The sequence below is a fragment of the Serratia sp. AXJ-M genome, assembly GCF_046531865.1.
In the GTDB taxonomy this organism is placed as follows: Bacteria; Pseudomonadota; Gammaproteobacteria; order Enterobacterales; family Enterobacteriaceae; genus Serratia; species Serratia liquefaciens.
This window is the reverse complement of record NZ_CP059394.1, coordinates 1,050,991-1,068,326: the sequence shown is the minus strand read 5'-3', so window position 1 is coordinate 1,068,326 and position 17,336 is coordinate 1,050,991. Positions and strand designations below refer to the sequence as shown.

At 57.9% G+C, this 17,336-nt stretch carries 17 protein-coding genes; 7 read left to right on the top strand and 10 right to left on the bottom strand.

Annotated elements, in window-relative coordinates; all coding sequences use genetic code 11:
• The first annotated feature begins 25 nt into the window (after positions 1–25).
• Complete coding sequence (panE, locus tag H0S68_RS04965; protein WP_046374353.1) at positions 26–937, top strand: 2-dehydropantoate 2-reductase; 912 nt, start codon at positions 26–28, stop codon at positions 935–937.
• Positions 900–1,490 carry a protein deglycase YajL gene (yajL, locus tag H0S68_RS04960; protein ID WP_409325275.1) on the top strand — a complete coding sequence of 197 codons (591 nt, stop codon included), beginning with the start codon at positions 900–902 and terminating at the stop codon, positions 1,488–1,490. The genes panE and yajL overlap by 38 nt, the downstream gene beginning before the upstream one ends.
• A gap of 33 nt (positions 1,491–1,523) precedes the next feature.
• On the opposite strand, the gene thiI is transcribed toward yajL, so the two are convergent.
• Positions 1,524–2,972, bottom strand: coding sequence for a tRNA uracil 4-sulfurtransferase ThiI (thiI, locus tag H0S68_RS04955; RefSeq protein ID WP_410529203.1), 1,449 nt, complete (start codon positions 2,970–2,972; stop codon positions 1,524–1,526).
• A gap of 232 nt (positions 2,973–3,204) precedes the next feature.
• Here thiI and xseB point away from each other — a divergent pair, with 232 nt between their 5' ends.
• From xseB to H0S68_RS04935, 4 genes are all read left to right on the top strand, one after another.
• A complete protein-coding gene (gene xseB / locus H0S68_RS04950) occupies positions 3,205–3,468 on the top strand; it encodes an exodeoxyribonuclease VII small subunit (RefSeq protein WP_020825478.1) in 264 nt (87 codons plus the stop codon).
• Between the two features lie 5 nt (positions 3,469–3,473).
• On the top strand, positions 3,474–4,394 hold the full coding sequence (gene ispA / locus H0S68_RS04945) for a (2E,6E)-farnesyl diphosphate synthase (protein WP_020825477.1): 921 nt from the start codon (positions 3,474–3,476) through the stop codon (positions 4,392–4,394).
• Positions 4,395–4,428: 34 nt separating this feature from the next.
• Positions 4,429–6,294, top strand: a complete 1,866-nt coding sequence (gene dxs, locus H0S68_RS04940) for a 1-deoxy-D-xylulose-5-phosphate synthase (protein WP_198639701.1) — start codon at positions 4,429–4,431, stop codon at positions 6,292–6,294.
• Positions 6,295–6,402: 108 nt separating this feature from the next.
• Positions 6,403–7,377 (top strand): aldo/keto reductase, encoded by a 975-nt coding sequence (locus H0S68_RS04935; protein ID WP_046374358.1) that lies wholly within the window; start codon positions 6,403–6,405, stop codon positions 7,375–7,377.
• A 46-nt stretch (positions 7,378–7,423) separates the two neighbouring features.
• On the opposite strand, the gene pgpA is transcribed toward H0S68_RS04935, so the two are convergent.
• The 6 genes from pgpA to nrdR form a co-directional block, all read right to left on the bottom strand.
• The gene (gene pgpA, locus H0S68_RS04930) at positions 7,424–7,918 is read right to left on the bottom strand and encodes a phosphatidylglycerophosphatase A (protein WP_041414271.1); all 495 of its coding nucleotides are present in this window, start codon (positions 7,916–7,918) and stop codon (positions 7,424–7,426) included.
• A gap of 1 nt (position 7,919) precedes the next feature.
• Positions 7,920–8,903, bottom strand: a complete 984-nt coding sequence (gene thiL, locus H0S68_RS04925; RefSeq protein ID WP_116691067.1) for a thiamine-phosphate kinase — start codon at positions 8,901–8,903, stop codon at positions 7,920–7,922.
• A 52-nt stretch (positions 8,904–8,955) separates the two neighbouring features.
• Positions 8,956–9,372, bottom strand: coding sequence for a transcription antitermination factor NusB (gene nusB, locus H0S68_RS04920; RefSeq protein WP_020825472.1), 417 nt, complete (start codon positions 9,370–9,372; stop codon positions 8,956–8,958).
• A 20-nt stretch (positions 9,373–9,392) separates the two neighbouring features.
• Positions 9,393–9,863 (bottom strand): 6,7-dimethyl-8-ribityllumazine synthase, encoded by a 471-nt coding sequence (gene ribE / locus H0S68_RS04915; RefSeq protein WP_012005513.1) that lies wholly within the window; start codon positions 9,861–9,863, stop codon positions 9,393–9,395.
• A 119-nt stretch (positions 9,864–9,982) separates the two neighbouring features.
• The gene (gene ribD, locus H0S68_RS04910) at positions 9,983–11,092 is read right to left on the bottom strand and encodes a bifunctional diaminohydroxyphosphoribosylaminopyrimidine deaminase/5-amino-6-(5-phosphoribosylamino)uracil reductase RibD (protein ID WP_020825471.1); all 1,110 of its coding nucleotides are present in this window, start codon (positions 11,090–11,092) and stop codon (positions 9,983–9,985) included.
• A 10-nt stretch (positions 11,093–11,102) separates the two neighbouring features.
• A complete protein-coding gene (gene nrdR / locus H0S68_RS04905; protein ID WP_004949256.1) occupies positions 11,103–11,552 on the bottom strand; it encodes a transcriptional regulator NrdR in 450 nt (149 codons plus the stop codon).
• A gap of 186 nt (positions 11,553–11,738) precedes the next feature.
• Between nrdR and H0S68_RS04900 the strand changes: the two genes are divergently transcribed.
• Positions 11,739–12,293: a DUF3251 domain-containing protein gene (locus tag H0S68_RS04900; RefSeq protein ID WP_020825470.1), complete on the top strand. Its 555-nt coding sequence runs from the start codon at positions 11,739–11,741 to the stop codon at positions 12,291–12,293.
• A gap of 47 nt (positions 12,294–12,340) precedes the next feature.
• Here H0S68_RS04900 and ttrA read toward each other — a convergent pair whose 3' ends face one another.
• From ttrA to ttrB, 3 genes are read right to left on the bottom strand one after another with little or no spacing between them, the layout of a single operon-like run.
• Positions 12,341–15,424 carry a tetrathionate reductase subunit TtrA gene (gene ttrA, locus H0S68_RS04895; RefSeq protein ID WP_410529202.1) on the bottom strand — a complete coding sequence of 1,028 codons (3,084 nt, stop codon included), beginning with the start codon at positions 15,422–15,424 and terminating at the stop codon, positions 12,341–12,343.
• Entirely contained in the window at positions 15,417–16,475 is a 1,059-nt protein-coding gene (gene ttrC, locus H0S68_RS04890; RefSeq protein WP_217330883.1) for a tetrathionate reductase subunit TtrC, read from the bottom strand. Before ttrC ends, ttrA begins: the two co-directional genes overlap by 8 nt.
• Positions 16,472–17,206: a tetrathionate reductase subunit TtrB gene (ttrB, locus tag H0S68_RS04885; RefSeq protein ID WP_129982662.1), complete on the bottom strand. Its 735-nt coding sequence runs from the start codon at positions 17,204–17,206 to the stop codon at positions 16,472–16,474. The genes ttrC and ttrB overlap by 4 nt, the downstream gene beginning before the upstream one ends.
• Positions 17,207–17,336 lie beyond the last annotated feature (130 nt).

Here is a 17,336-nt window from a genome sequence, read left to right as displayed (position 1 = left end):
CTTCCCGTTACCCCAAGGAGTCTGGATGAAAATAACTGTTCTTGGTTGCGGCGCGCTCGGACAGCTGTGGCTCTCCCGGCTTTATCAGCAGGGCCATGACGTACAGGGATGGTTACGAGTACCGCAACCCTTTTGCGCAGTGAACGTCATTGAGCCTGAAGGCCTCTCGTTCAACCGTAATTTGCCCACCAACGATCCTGAACATCTGGCCCAGAGCGAACTGTTGCTGGTCACGCTAAAAGCCTGGCAAGTCTCTGGGGCGGTTAGCGCCCTGCTGCCGAAGCTGCACCCGCGTTGCGCCATCCTGCTGCTGCATAACGGCATGGGCACGCAGGACGAACTGCCGCCGAACAACCAGCCGATACTGCAGGGTACCACCACCCATGCGGCACGCCATGACGGCAGCACTATTATCCATGTTGCCGGCGGCACCACCCATATCGGCCCGACATCTCCGGCGGCGACTTCGCTCAGCCACCTGGCGGAAGTGCTGCATCAGGCACTGCCTGACGTCGCCTGGCATAACAACATTGCCTCGGCGAACTGGCGCAAACTTGCGGTCAACTGTGTGATCAACCCGCTAACTGCCCTGTATAACTGCCGCAATGGCGATTTGCAGCGCTATCCGGAACAAATTGAGGCCATCTGCCGTGAAGTCGCCGGCGTGATGGCGATGGAGGGTTACCATACCTCCTGCGAAGGCTTACAGCAGTATGTGATGGAGGTGATCCAGAGCACTGCGGACAACGTCTCTTCGATGCTGCAAGATATCCGCACTCAGCGGCATACCGAGATCGACTACATTACAGGCTATCTGCTGCGTCGCGCACGCAGCCACGGCGTGACTCTGCCGGAGAACGCGCGACTGTTTGAATTGATTAAGCGAAAGGAAAATGAATATGAGCGTATCGGCGCTGGTCTGCCTGGCACCTGGTAGCGAAGAAATCGAAGCCGTCACCACGATAGATCTGTTGGTTCGGGCAGGCATAAAAGTCACTACCGCCAGCGTAGCCGGCGATGGCGACCTGACTATTGTCTGCTCACGCGGCGTCAAGCTGCTGGCAGATGCGGCGCTGGTGTCCATTGTCGATGAGCCCTTCGACGCGATAGTGCTGCCCGGCGGCCTGAAAGGTGCCGAGTGTTTCCGCGACAGCCCGCTGCTGGTGGAGAAAGTGCGTCAGATGCATCTTCAGGGCAATATCGTCGCCGCCATTTGTGCCGCACCCGCGCTGGTGCTGCAACATCACGATCTGTTCCCCGTCGGCAATATGACCGGCTTCCCGGGGCTGAAAGAACAGATCCCGGCCGATAAATGGATGGAACGACGTGTGGTATACGACGCGCGCGTTAATCTGCTCACCAGCCAGGGGCCGGGAACTTCGATGGAGTTTGCGCTGAAGCTGATTGATTTGCTGCTGGGGAAAGCCAAAGCGGCGGAGATCGCCGCTCAGCTGGTCTTGATTCCGGGGATGTACGACTTTCGCGATTAAATCACAGGGGCGGTTTACCCGCCCCTGGATTGATTACGGACGGTAAACCTTGACGTTGCTGTAGCCCTGCTCCAGCAAATACAGCGCCTGCAAGCGGCTCATCACGCCACGCTCACAGTACAGCAGGTAGGTTTTGCTCTGGTCCAAATCGCCAAACTGGGTGCTGAGTTTGTAGAACGGCAGCGGTTTCACCTCAACCTGATCCAGCTTCAGCGGCTTGTCTTCCTGCTCGTCATTAGAACGAATATCCAGAATCACCTCGTCAGCGCCAAACGCCGCCACGGTTTCCACTTCGGTAACCTGTTCCTGCGTCTGCTCGGCGATGGTGCGGATGTCCACGTTCTTGGCTTCGCTGACCACGCGATCGAGAATGCTGAAGTCAAAGTGGGCTTCTTCTTCTTCGATTTTGGCTTTGACCGCCTTCACCGTCGGGCTTTTCGAGATCACGCCGCAGTATTCCGGCATAGTCTTGGCGAAGTCTTCGGTGCCAATCTCACGCGCCACTTTGATGATGTGCTCTTTGTCGTGGGAGATCAGCGGACGCAGAATCAGCGTATCGGATGCGTTGTCGATCAAGCGCAGGTTAGTCAGCGTTTGGCTGGAAACCTGTCCCAGCGCCTCACCGGTCACCAGAGCCTGCACGCCGTAACGCTCCGCTATCTGTGAAGCGGCGCGCACCATCATGCGCTTAAGCACCACGCCCATTTGACCGTCTTCGACCTTCTCGAGGATCTCGCCGACCACAGGTTCAAAATCGATGGCGATAAAGCGCACCTTGTGCGAACTGGCAAAACGGCTCCACAGGTAGTGAGCCACCTGCCGCACGCCAATTTCATGCGCGGCGCCGCCCAGGTTGAAGAAGCAATAATGCACGCGGCAACCACGGCGCATCAGCATATAGCTGGAAACGCCCGAGTCGAAACCACCGGAAATCAGCGACAGCACGTCTTCCTGAGTGCCCACCGGGTAACCGCCAATGCCTTCACGGCGGGCTTTGACCAGCATCAGCTTGTCGTCTTCGATTTCCAGGTTAACCGTCACCTGCGGGTGCGACAGTTTAACGCGCGCGCTCTCAATGTGCTGGTTCAGACCGCCACCAACGTAACGCTCAACGTCCTGCGAATTGAAGTCCTGCTTGCCGCGGCGCTTTACGCGCACGCAGAAAGTTTTCCCCTGCAGTTGCTCGCGGTAGGCTTCCAGCGTCTGCTCAAAAATATGGTGGATATCGGTATAGTCGCGGTCTTCCACTTCCAGAATGTGGTGAATGCCGGGAATGCGCGTTAACGCGTCGGCAATTACCGGCCGCTGGTTTTCATCTTTGGCGCGAACTTCGATATGATCCCAGTGACGGACGACCGCCAGTGTTTCATCATACTGCTTCAGGACGTTACGGATACTGGTCGAGAGGATCTTGATAAAGCGCAAGCGCACAGATTGGCTCTTGATGGTGATTTCCGGGAACAATTTAATGATAAACTTCATGGCGGTCTTTATTGTCAGAATTACGAGGGAAAAGGATTTACAATGTATATGCGATTGATAAAACCCACGGGGTTGCCGAATGTTTTATCAATCGCATTTGCGGCGCAGAGTATATCACTATCTGGTGAGCCTCGGTGCACAAAACCACACATGCGCGCCATGATTTGCCAATCAAGATCCGCTAGGATAGGCTCTGGCGCCACTGTTCACATGATGATGTAAAAAGAAAATTATGCCGAAAAAACCTGCACAATCAGACAGTACAGAGCAAAACGTCAGCTTTGAGAGCTCCCTCAGCGAGCTGGAAAACATCGTGACGCGTCTGGAATCGGGTGAATTACCGCTGGAAGACGCGCTGAATGAATTCGAACGCGGCGTGCAGTTGGCGCGTCAGGGCCAGCAGAAGCTGCAGCAGGCGGAGCAGCGCGTACAAATTTTGCTTAACGACAGCGCCGATGATGCTGCGCTGACGCCTTTCACACCGGATGCCGAGTAATCACCATGTCCGAAACTGTCCAACAGACCGCTTTTTCTGACCAGTTGCAGGCCTTGCGCCAGCGGGCCGACCGTACGCTGCTGGATTTTATCGCACCGTTGCCATTCAACGATGGCAATATGGTGGCGGCAATGCGTCACGGTGCACTGCTGGGCGGGAAACGCCTGCGTCCGTTTCTGGTGTACACTACCGGGCAGATGTTTGGCGTATCACTGAATAATTTGGATGCTCCCGCAGCTGCGGTAGAATGCATTCACGCCTACTCGCTGATCCATGACGACTTGCCGGCCATGGACGACGACGATCTGCGTCGCGGTCAGCCAACCTGCCACATCAAATTTGGCGAGGCCAATGCCATTCTGGCCGGAGATGCGCTTCAAACGCTGGCATTCACCATTCTGGCCGATGCCGACATGCCCGACGTGGCGCTGCGCGATCGGTTGGCGATGGTTTCCGAGCTGGCCACCGCCAGCGGCGTTGCCGGCATGTGCGGTGGGCAATCGCTGGATCTGGAAGCCGAAGATAAACAGATAGGTCTGGAAGCGTTGGAACAGATCCATCGCCACAAAACCGGCGCGTTAATTCGCGCAGCAGTTCGCCTTGGGGCCTTGGCCGCCGGGGAACCTGGCCGTAAAGCGCTACCGCAGCTTGACCGATACGCCGCCGCGATAGGCCTGGCGTTTCAGGTGCAGGATGATATTTTGGACGTGGTCGGCGAAACCGAAAAAATCGGTAAACGCCAGGGGGCGGACCAGCAACACGGAAAGAGCACCTATCCAGCTTTGCTCGGGCTTGACAGCGCGAAAGCAAAAGCGTGGGATCTCTATCAGGAAGCTTTAGCTGCATTAGACACTTTGGCAGCACAATCTTATAACACAGCGCCATTGCGAGCGTTAGCCAGCTTCATTATTGAACGCGACAATTAACGTGTGACGTTAACTCCTCTGATATGAGTATCGAATGAGTCTTGATATAGCCAAATACCCGACCCTGGCGCTAGCGGAAAATCCCGATGAACTCCGTTCGCTGCCGAAAGAGAGCCTGCCGAAACTGTGTGACGAACTTCGGCAATACCTGCTGGACAGCGTCAGCCGTTCCAGCGGCCACTTTGCCTCCGGGCTGGGAACCGTCGAACTGACGGTGGCGTTGCACTATGTGTACCACACCCCCTTCGATCATCTGGTGTGGGACGTGGGTCATCAGGCTTACCCGCATAAAATTTTGACCGGTCGCCGCGACAAGATCTCCACCATTCGCCAGAAAAATGGCCTGCACCCTTTCCCATGGCGTGCGGAAAGTGAGTATGACGTGTTGTCGGTTGGTCACTCCTCGACTTCGATCAGCGCCGGTCTCGGCATGGCGGTAGCTGCAGCTCGCGAAGGCAAAAACCGCCGTACGGTTTGCGTTATCGGCGATGGCGCCATCACCGCCGGTATGGCATTTGAAGCCATGAACCACGCCGGTGACATCGATCCGGATATGCTGGTGGTGCTTAACGACAATGAAATGTCGATTTCGGAAAACGTCGGTGCGCTGAACAATCATCTGGCGCAGCTGCTGTCCGGCAAGCTTTACTCCACCCTGCGTGAGGGCGGTAAAAAAGTGCTGTCCGGCCTGCCGCCAATCAAAGAGCTGGTCAAGCGTACCGAAGAACACCTGAAAGGCATGGTCGTGCCGGGCACGCTGTTCGAAGAGCTGGGCTTTAACTACATTGGCCCGGTCGACGGCCATGACGTTCAGGGACTGGTCGCTACCTTGAAGAACATGCGTGACCTGAAAGGCCCGCAACTGCTGCATATCATGACCAAAAAGGGCCGTGGGTACGCACCGGCAGAAAAAGACCCGATCAGCTTCCACGCGGTACCCAAATTCGATCCGGCCAGCGGTACCCTGCCGAAAAGCGCCGGCGGCCTGCCGACCTATTCAAAAATCTTTGGCGATTGGCTGTGCGAAACCGCCGCCAAGGACAGCTCACTGATGGCGATTACCCCGGCAATGCGTGAAGGCTCGGGCATGGTGCAATTCTCCCGCGACTATCCGCAGCAATATTTTGACGTAGCGATCGCCGAACAGCACGCGGTGACCTTCGCTGCCGGGTTGGCGATTGGCGGCTACAAGCCGGTGGTGGCGATTTACTCCACCTTCCTGCAGCGCGCTTACGATCAACTGATCCACGACGTCGCGATTCAAAATTTGCCGGTGATGTTTGCCATCGATCGCGGTGGTATTGTCGGCGCTGACGGCCAGACTCACCAGGGTGCGTTCGATCTGTCATTCATGCGCTGCATCCCGACTATGGTGATCATGACGCCAAGTGATGAGAACGAATGCCGCCAAATGCTCTACACCGGTTATCACTATAACGAAGGCCCAAGCGCCGTACGTTACCCTCGCGGTACGGGTACCGGCGCGCCGCTGGAGCCCCTTAGCGCGCTGCCGATCGGCAAAGGCGTTGTCCGCCGTGAAGGTGAAAAACTGGCGATCCTGAACTTCGGCACCTTGCTGCCGGAAGCTGCGCAGGTGTCGGAAGCGCTCAATGCCACGCTGGTGGATATGCGCTTCGTAAAACCGCTGGACGAACAGCTGGTGCTGGAGCTGGCAGCCAGCCATGACGCGCTGGTCACACTGGAAGAAAACGCCATTATGGGCGGTGCCGGTAGCGGTGTTAACGAGTTGCTGATGGCCAAGCGTCGCGCTATCCCGGTACTGAATATCGGCCTGCCGGACAGCTTTATCTCACAAGGCAGCCAGGAAGAGGTGCGTGTCGATCTGGGTCTGGATGCCGCAGGGATACAGCAGAAGATTGAGGTCTGGCTGGCGCAATAATTTTCGCGCCTGATTTGACCGACGCCTCCGCATTGCGGGGGCGTTTTCATTTGCGTCGCCCGAAAACCCGCTACAGTTAAAGTTCTGTGCTGATACCGGGAGGAAAGCATGAAGTATCTGAAACTGGGCAATACCGACCTGAACGTTTCCCGCATCTGCCTCGGCTGCATGACCTACGGTGAACCCGACCGTGGCAACCATGCCTGGACGCTACCGGAAGAAAGCAGTCGCCCGCTGCTGAAACAGGCGCTGGATGCCGGCATCAACTTCTTCGATACCGCCAACAGTTACTCAGATGGCAGCAGCGAAGAGATCGTCGGCCGGGCGCTGCGCGATTACGCTCGCCGTGACGAAGTAGTGCTCGCCACCAAAGTCTATTTCCCGATGAGCAATCTCGAGTCTGGGCTATCGCGCGCTAAAATCATGCAGTCCATCGACGATAGCTTGCAGCGACTGGGCACCGACTACGTTGATCTGTTGCAGATCCACCGTTGGGACTATGAAACGCCGCTGGAAGAAACGCTGGAAGCGCTCCATGAGGTGGTGAAAGCCGGCAAGGCGCGTTATATCGGCGCGTCTTCGATGTACGCCTGGCAGTTCGCCAAGGCACTTTATACCGCCGATCTGCACGGCTGGACGCGTTTTGTCAGCATGCAGGATCAGTACAACCTGATCCAGCGGGAAGAAGAGCGAGAGATGCTGCCGCTGTGCGCCGCCGAGGGTATCGCGGTGCTGCCCTGGAGCCCGCTGGCACGTGGGCGTTTGACCCGCCCATGGGGTGAAACCACCGCGCGGCTGGTGTCCGATCAGGTCGGCAAAAACTTGTACGATGAAACCGAAGGCATTGACGCCATCATCGCAGAACGCGTGGCGAGCATTGCGCAAGAACGCGGCGTATCTCGGGCGCAAATCGCTCTGGCATGGCTATTGAGCAAGCCGGTCGTCAGTGCGCCAATCATCGGCGCGTCACGTCATGAACATCTGGAAGACGCCGTTGCTGCCGTCGATCTTGAATTAACCCAGGAAGAGATAGCCGAGCTGGAAACGGCTTATGTGCCGCATCATGTGACAGGATTTGAATAGCACAGTGAGTATCAAGGGCGCAGCATGATGAACTGCGCCCTTGTCATCAGAACAGCCCGGCAGGCCAGTGATGACCAATCAGGTAGATGATACCGGCGGAAATCACCCCGGCGACGATGTCGTCGATCATAATCCCCATGCCACCGTGCACGTTGCGATCGAACCAACGGATCGGCCACGGCTTCCACATATCCAGAATGCGGAAAATCACAAAGCCCGCGGCAACCCACTGCCAGTCGTTGACCGGCAGCGCCATCAGCGTGATCCACATCCCGACAAATTCGTCCCAGACGATGCTACCGTGATCATGGACCTTCATATCTTTGGCCGTCTGGTGGCACAAATAAACGCCGATGCAGATGCTGAACATCACCAGCAGCGAATAGAGTTGCCACGGCAGTTGGATCAACAACAACCAGAACGGGATTGCCGCCAGCGACCCCATGGTGCCCGGTACCACCGGTGACAAACCGCTGCCGAAGCCGGTTGCCAACAGGTGCCACGGATTGCTCATCCGCAAGCGACGTGTTGCTTCATCCATGTTACGCCTGCCCTTCGCTGAAATGATCGAAACCGTGCCATGGCAGCTCAACCGCTTCATCGTTGCGATAGAACTTGATGCCTTCCGAAAGCGGGCCAATCTGACCAATGCAGGTGTAATCCGCGCCCAAATGGCTCAACGCCACTTCCAACGCGCCGCGATTGATCTCCGGTACGGTGAAGCACAGCTCGTAATCCTCTCCGCCGGTCAACGCCCAGCGTAACGCCTGTTCAGCATCGGTGTGGCTGCTTAGCGCCTGCGACAGCGGCAGCTCATCCAAATTGATGCGCGCACCGCACTCGGAGGCTTTCAATACGTGCTTCAGATCGGAAATCAGACCGTCCGAAATATCAATCGCCGAGCTGGCCAGATCGCGCAGCGCCTGCCCTTGCAGCACCCGCGGCTGGGGCCGCAGATGGCGCCCAATCAGGTAATCGCGAGCATCGGCGTCCGCCACCTGCAGGCGATCCTGCAAAACAGCCAACCCGGCGGCGCTGTCACCCAGCGTACCGGTGGTGTAGATCCAATCGCCAATACGTGCGCCGCCACGGGTCAACGCCCGGCCGGCCGGGATCAGACCGTGGATTGTCAGCGTCATGCTCAATGGGCCACGCGTGGTGTCGCCGCCAATCAACTGCATGCCGTAATAATTAAGTTGTTCGAACAGACTGTCGCTGAACGCCTTCAACCAGGGCTCATTCACTTCCGGCAGGGTTAATGCCAGTGAAAGCCAGGCTGGATCCGCGCCCATAGCCGCCAGATCGCTCAGGTTAACTGCCAACGCTTTGTAGCCGAGATCGGCCGGATCGATGTCCGGCAGGAAGTGAACGCCCGAAACCAGGGTATCGGTACTGACGGCCAAAAGCTGTTTTTCTGCCACTGTCAGGAGTGCGCAGTCATCTCCAATGCCCAACTGTACGTCCCGGCGCAGACTCTTAAACCGGTCAAAATAGCGGGCAATGAGGTCAAATTCGCCACATGCCATGGTCGATGTTCCAATAGAAGAAATTAAGGCCGGGGATACCGGCCTTAATTTTTTATTTTTTCTTGCGGATGCTTGGTGCTGCTTTATCCAGCACGCCATTCACAAACTTGTGGCTGTCTTCAGCGCCGAAGGTTTTCGCCAGCTCGATCGCTTCATTGATAGCCACCTTGTACGGCACGTCCTCACGCATTTTCAGCTCAAACAGCGCAATGCGCAGAACGGCTCTTTCCACCTGGCCCAGCTCTTCGAGCTGACGCGACAGGTAAGGTGCCATCAGGCCATCCAGCAGACCTGCATTCACCGCCACGCCGGACAGCAGCTCCCGAAAATAGGCGATGTCCACATCTTTGACATCTTGCTCCGTCAGGAACTGGTGTTCAACATCGGCAATGTCATTTTTAGACAACTGCCAAGAGTAAAGCGCTTGAACAGCGCACTCACGAGCGCGGCGACGAGCAGCAGGTTTCACGGAATTCCCCTTAACTAAATTCAGGCTTTAATAGCTTTGATAACATTAATCATTTCAAGTGCGGTCAGAGCAGCTTCAGCACCCTTGTTGCCCGCTTTGGTGCCGGCACGTTCGATAGCCTGTTCGATGCTCTCGGTTGTCAGCACGCCAAAGGCAACCGGGATTTCAGTGTTCAAAGAAACACTGCCCAGGCCGGAGCTGGCTTCGCCCGCGACATATTCGAAGTGCGCGGTGCCCCCACGGATAACGGTGCCCAGTGCAATAACCGCATCGTATTTGCCGGTGTTAGCCAGCACGCGCGCAGTCAGCGGCAGCTCGTAAGCGCCCGGGACCCAGACAACGGTGATGTTGTCGTCAGCAACCTGGCCAATGCGCTTGAGTGCATCGATAGCACCTTGCAGCAGGCTGTCGTTGATGAAATTGTTAAAACGTGCAATTGCGATCGCCACACGGGCATTTGGAGTAGCAACAACACCTTCGATAACTTTCATGGGCTTTCCTTAAAAATGGGTTCAATACCCCGCAGGGGGGCGGATTCTATCACATTCTTTATCTGCCTGCGCGGGCGGTTTTGTAAAACGCTGACCGCCCCGGCTCGCGGGCATTAAATTCAGTATTTTGCCTTCAACCGCAGCCGCAAATCGGGGCCAATTTGCCGTACTTCGCTGAAAACAAACTCCGGCGCATCGGCCAGACGCTCAAGGCCCGGCAGTTGACACAGACCGCGGCCATTATCGCCCAACAGTTTTGGCGCGATGTACAAAATGAGCTCATCGACCAGCCCCGCCTGCAGCAAGGCACCGGCGAGCTGTGCACCGGCCTCTACCCAGATCGAGTTCACCTGGCGTTTCGCCAGTTGCATCATCATCACCACCAGATCGACTCCGCCGCCGTGCGCCGGAAACGTCAGTTGCTCGACGTCCTGCGGCCAGGTTTGAGCGTCCGCCTGCAGGCGTGCCAACCAGGTTGCACCCGGCTGATTAACCACCCGATGCTGAGGCGTGACGCGATTTTGGCTGTCGAGGATAATGCGCAACGGCTGGCGCAGGTTTTCACGCGGATAAATGCTTTGAGTTTCGGCGTCCAGCTCATCCCAACGAACCGTCAGTGACGGATCATCAGCCAGCACCGTAGCGCTGGTGCTGAGAATCGCGGCGCTTTGCGCCCGCAACCGCTGCACGTCCTGACGCGCCTGCTCAGAGGTGATCCATTGGCTTTCGCCAGAGGCCATTGCCGTGCGCCCATCCAGCGAGGCACCCAGCTTCAGTTGTACATAAGGGAAGCCGGTGCGCATGCGCTTGAGGAAGCCCAGATTCACCGCCTCGGCTTCGGCCAGCATCACACCGTGGCGTACGTCCAGCCCGGCCTGCTGCAGCTTATACAAACCACGACCGGCGACCTGCGGATTAGGATCTTGCATCGCCGCAACCACACGGGTAATACCGGCGGCGACCAATGCATCGGCACAAGGCGGCGTGCGGCCATGGTGGCTACACGGCTCCAACGTGACGTAAGCCGTGGCACCACGGGCTTTTTCGCCCGCCATGCGCAACGCATGCACTTCCGCATGGGGTTCACCGGCGCGCAAATGGTAGCCTTCGCCGACGATTTCGCCATCGCGCACAATCACGCAGCCGACGTTAGGGTTAGGTGCCGTAGTAAAACGCCCCAGCCGCGCCAGTTCGAAGGCGCGCGCCATATACAATTCGTCGTTATGCATCAAAGCTCCCTTAGTCCTGCAGACGGGCGATCTCTTCGCCAAATTCGCGGATATCTTCAAAGCTGCGATAAACCGAGGCAAAGCGAATATAGGCCACTTTATCCAGCTTTTTCAGCGCATCCATCACCAGGTTGCCCACCAGTTTAGTCGGCACTTCACGCTCGCCGGTGGCACGCAGTTGGGATTTAATGTGGTTAATCGCGTTTTCCACGTCGTCGGAGCTGACCGGGCGCTTTTCCAACGCTTTCAGCATGCCGCGACGCAGTTTGTCTTCGTTGAAGGGCTCGCGAACTTCATCGCTTTTTATGACCCGCGGCATCACCAGTTCAGCCACTTCAAAGGTGGTGAAACGTTCATTACAAACCAGACATTGGCGGCGACGGCGCACCTGCGAACCATCACCCACCAGGCGAGAATCAATGACTTTGGTATCAACGGCGGCGCAGAAAGGGCAATGCATAACACGTCCTGATAAACGTTTTCATAGTTAAGAACAGTTTACCCCGAAGTGCGGTCACAACAAAGGCCGCCGGTTATTTGTTGCGAGCCCCTCTTCGAAATAGCGCCCCAAAAGGCGACGAACATGACTTTCCCCACCAGGCGGGCTAAGCTGATATCAGGAGATGTTGAATAGGAAATACCCGCCATGACAACCCGTTACCCCAAAATTTGCCTGCTCAGCGCACTGGTTCTGCTGGCCGGATGCGCACAAACTCGCGAAGTGCCGAAGCTGCGTAACCAGGTGGTTGAACTGAATCAGAAACTCACCATCCTGACCAATCAGGCCACGGCGCTGGAACAGCAAAACCAGCTGAATCAGAACTCCACAAGCGGCGTCTATCTGGTGCCTGCTGCCAATAATGCCGCCCGTCTGCACAGCAATCTCGGCGAACTGAGCGTGTCACTTAGCCACGTAAAAACCGAGGCTAACGGCGCCCAGGCCTTGTTGCACGTTCGCACCTTGTCACAAGCCTCCTTGCCTGCGTTCAAGGCGGTAGTGGAATGGGGCCAGCTAGATGCGGCTACCGGTAAACCGCTGACGGCCGATGCGCTTTCACAACCTATCGCCACCGCGGACTCGCTGCTGCCAAAAACAGAATACAGCTTTGAGCTGCGTTTCAGCGGCCTGACGCCAGAGCAATTAGGCTATGTGCGACTGCACAGCGTAGAGCCCACTACGGCCGCCGTCCCTCAGCACTAAGCTTTTGAATGCCCACTCCCGGCCTTGACCGAGCGTGGGCCTACCGCTTAGCTCAACCGCTGCAGCCTTGCCGGCAACCCCTGGCGCACCGCCGCGCCGCTGACCCAATCCAGCCAGCTATTGCTGATTTCGCGGGTCGGATCGGGCAAACCGAGGTCGTTGAGATTAATGCCGGCGGCAATGCGTGCATCCGCGGCCAACGGTTGACCATCCAGTGTGTGTGTCCGCGCGCCCATCTCACGATGGCCATAACCATGCTCAATAGCAATTACGCCAGGCATCACACCATCCAGCAGGCTGATCTGGGCTTCGACGCTGCCCCCCGGGGTCTGCAACCTGACCCGATCGCCATGCCGCAGCGCATAGCGTCGCGCATCGGCCGGATTCAGCGCCACCAGATTGGCCGGTTTCACCGCACGCAAGCGATCGATCGGTGCCGTAGAGCTGCTCATCAGATGCGATTTGAACGACATCAAACGGAACGGCCATGCCTCTGGCGGATAGTGCTCCCCGACATCAGAGCCGTCGGCAAAACGCGGCGGGTAATAGGTCGGACAGCCGCTATAGCGTTCTCCCGTCATCGCATGGCGGTGGCGGGCCACCTCTTCATTCCAGATATTCAATCCCTTTTTCCACTGCGGGCCGGTTTCATCGCCACGCCAGGCCTGCTCATAAGGCGCAAAACGCCCACCGCGCGCCAGCAGATAGCCCACACGCTGTCGCTCATCCGCTTTCAACACGCTATCCAGCGCCGGTTGCAGGCGATCGACCCCGGTCAATCGCAGCTCGCTTTCCGTCACCTCGGGCAGCGGTTCACCGGCAAAGGCCACGTTGGCCGCCGCCCGCAGATAATAATCTTCGGCATTGTGCAGCCCGAAGCGGTTGCCCTGTGGATCCTGCAATGCGCCGTCGCCAAAGCCGGGTAAATCCATAGCTTTAGACAGCGCAATGACAAAGCTCTCCAGCGCCACCGGCTGCCCATCGGCCGTTTTCGCCGTACGTGACGGCACCACCGGCCAACGTGCAGTGCTCGCCCGCACCATCACGCCGGACCAGGGGGCGGTAAAGCCCCAACTCTCGAAGTTATGCGTATCCGGGACGATATAGTCCGCCAGCGCACTGGTTTCGTTAATAAAAGCATCGATCGCAATAAACAGCGGTAGCTGCCGCGGATCCTTCAGCCGCCGCTCAACCACCTCACGCAGACCGGCCACGCCATACAGCGGGTTGCCCATATGGCTGATCCAGGCTTTTAGCGGGTAGGGATATCCCATCAGCGCCGGTGCCAACTGTTCGGTGAACTGGCCCGCCACGAACGGGTACCAAGGCCCGCGCGCCGGGTAAGGTTTTTCCCCTTGCTCGAGCTTGCGGCGATATTCGTCGGATTGTTCATACGCCTGCTTGCTGCGTGATAGCACCAATCCTTTCGGTTTCACCATGCCGGGAAACGTCTTGAGGTTATAGCGTGGCCCGTCGGCAAACTCTTTGAATTTGCCGCCGCCTACCGAAACACCGCCCTTAAGGTTCAGGTTGCCGATCAGCGCATTGAGCATCATCACCGCCCAACTGTTATAAAAGCCGTTGCCGCTCATCATGCCGCCGTGGGCAATCACCGCCGCTTGCCGTTGGTAAGAGGTAAACTCTTTGGCCAGTGCGGCAATGGTCTCGGCACTGACGCCGCAGCGCGCGCTGTATTCAGCCAGCGTAAAGCGCTCAGCCGCCTGTTGCAGACACAGGAAGCTCGAACGCACCCGAACCTGCGAACCGTCGACCAACCGTAATGGCTGATCCACCCGCAACGGCCCCCGCAGCGCCAGGTTGGCCGCTACCGGCTGACCGCGCTGCTCATCCCATACCAAAGGCGAACTCTCTGACTCTCCTGGCGTGCTGCCGTCCAGATGTTCCTGACGCAAAAACTGTCCGCACAAGGGGTGATCTTCATCGGTGACTACCAGGTGCGTGGCATTGGTCCAGCTTTTTTCACCGGCGGCCTGCATTGCCACCTCGCCTGGCAACGCCAGGTAGTCTGCGTTATAACGTTCCTGTTCGATAATCCAGCGGATCATCCCCATGACCAACGCAGAGTCTGTACCGGGCAACACCGGCACCCAACGGTTGTGATCGTTGGCCAGGGTCGTGGTCAACGGCAATGCCGGAGCCACGACCACGTAACGAAACTCGTCGCGCATGCGGGCATTGGCCAGTTGGCGCCCCTGGCGCTTGAACGGGTTGCCGGACTGCGCCGGTGAAGTGCCGAGAAACAGGCCAAAGCGCAAATTATCCCAGTCCGGTTTGACGTGGGCATTGGTTTCCAAATCGCCCATTAAAGCCCCGGAACCGGCACGATAGGCCAATCCACAATAGGCACCATGATGACCGAAGTTACGTGTCCCGAAGGCGTTTTGCGCGAAACGTTTGATGAACGCGTCCCGGCCTTCATCGCCGGCATTGGTGACCAACAGTTGATTGGCCTTGGGGCCCAACAAAGGCTGAGCCGGATCGAGCGGCGTGTCGAGATCGCGGATAGCCCGCAGCCCCTCGATCGGCCCTTCGCCAAACAGATCGCCGCCCTCCACCACTTCCTGAATCAGCTGTTCAAAGCTGATGCGTTGCCACTGCCCGCCGCCGCGCGGCCCTACCCGCTTCATCGGCTCCAGCACGCGGTAAGGGCTGGTTAATCCCTCCAGCAAGGTCGCGCCCCTGGCGCAGGCCGTCGAGCGTTGTTCAAGGCCCTCATCGCCCCCCAGACGGTTGAGCGCGTCCGCCACCGGCAAAGCGTAGGGAAAGTGACGATCGTGAGACAGCGGATGGTAAGGATTACCGGCGATCCGCAAGATCTGGTGGTTCTGGCGATCCACCCTGACCCGCACCCCGCATAGCGTCCAGCAGCCAAAACACTGGGTCATCGATACTGCCTGCTGTGGGTTGGCCTGCCAGCCATCGGGGTGTCGACGCCCTTCGGTCGGCAAGGCGTTGGCGCTGATCCTGTCCAGCGTCAATTTACCGCTGCTGCCGTCGCGCAGCCCGGTAAACACCTTCTGCACCATCTCGCTGTAGCTGGCGCCGAACAGCGTCAACCCGCCCAAGGCAAGGCCGCCTTTTAACCACTGACGCCGCGTTGACTTAGCCATAATGTTTTTTCTCCATCAACTGATGCTGTAATTCACGGATCCCAATGATTAACGCTATCCACAACCCCAAAGTGCCCAGAATCGCCAACAGCCCTTCGCTGCCGAGCGGTAGCACATAGGGATTGGTTAATACGTTGAACTTAGGCAGCGTCTGGGTTTGCATCAGCAGCAGCCAACGCACACCCCAGCAGAGCAACAGCGAGACCATGCACTGGCCCAGCAACCCTTTTGCCCCCAGCGCTTGGCTGCGAACTCGCCAGGCCAGCGCCAACAACAACAAGATCGAGACGACAACGGCGATGCCGGCCAAACGCCAAACCACGCCTTGACTTGCCAAGCGATGCAACGCGGCAGAGGACGTGCTGCCATCCAGCCACCAGCCAAGGCAAGAGAAGCACAGCAACAGCAAACTCACTGCCTGATAGCCAGCCAGACGTGGCTGCCATTGCGGTTCGTACCGCAACCAGCAGGCCAACAGCGGCGGAACGGCCTGCACAGCGGTAAGCAACAGCAACCAGGGCAACCACAGGCTGTACCACAGCGGCTGCGCCCTGAGGACGGATACCTCGCGCCCGGTGTAGAGCAAGATGCTGGCTGCCGAAAGCAAGGTGGCCAGCGCCACCCAACGTAGCCATTTTTCCTCGCGCCAGGCCGGGAATATCTGCAACCAACGCGCCAAGAATGGCAAGGTTTCCGCTCTCAACCGGCTACGCATCAGCAGCGCGAAATAGCCCATCACTAGCAGGGTAAACAGCGGCAAGAACAGCGAGCCGAGCGACATCCACGACCAGGGCGTAAAGTGCGCGTAAAAATGCCAGATACGGGCAGGTTGGTGCAGATCGGCACTCAGAGCCAATGGCGCCACGGTGCCGCTCACGACTGCCAACGAGACGGCGGCCAGTTCCAGCCGGACCGTTTTATTGGGTTCACGCCAGCGCAGCCAGACGGCAATAACGACGCTGCCGCAGGCCAAACCGATGAAGAAGAAATACTGCACCGCCCAGGGCAGCCAGGCGATCTCCTGCGGACGGGCCATGATTTCGCGGATCATGCGTGCACCTCCTGCCACAACGCCGGTTGCCCCCGGACATGGCTGACGAAAGCCTCATCCAGCCCCAGATAGAAAACCTGCGGATGCGTGCCCTGCTCGGGCTTGAGTACCTTGAGCTGAGGCTGGTGCTGTTCCAAAGTGCGCCTCAACACTCCCTGACGATCGTTAAGATCGCCAATCATCCGTGCGCCCCCGACACAGGATTCGACACAGGCCGGTAGCAGTCCGGCATCCAGCCGATGCACGCAGAACGTGCATTTGTCCGCGGTTTGAGTTTCATGGTTGATAAAGCGCGCCTCATAAGGGCAGGCCTGTACGCAATAGGCACAGCCAACGCAACGGGTGTTATCGATCACCACAATGCCGTCCTGCCGCTGGAAAGTGGCCTGTACCGGGCAAACCGGCACGCAGGGCGGGTTATCGCAGTGATTGCACAACCGTGGCAACAGCACGTTGGTGGTCGATGCCTGACCCTCCAGGGTGACCTGATATTGCAGTACACTGGTGCGAAATTGCCCCTGAGGCAGTTGGTTTTCCACCGCGCAACTGACCGTGCATGCCTGACAGCCAATGCAGCGACGCAAATCAATCAGCATCGCCATGCGTTTTTCACCGTTGCCTTCGCGACGGGCCGGCTGTAACTGCCAACCTGACTGCGCCAGCGGCACCAGCGCAGCGCCGGCGGTGAGCGCTCCTAGCCGTTGTAAAAACTGACGTTTCCCACTGTCCATTGATTTCTCCCAATAAGTACCTGCCGGGGAACTGATACAAGGGAGTGTAAAAAGGGCAACCGGTCGCCAATATTGTGGTTTACCACATTACCGTCGACGGCTTGATCCAGGACAATTCAGACCGGTGATG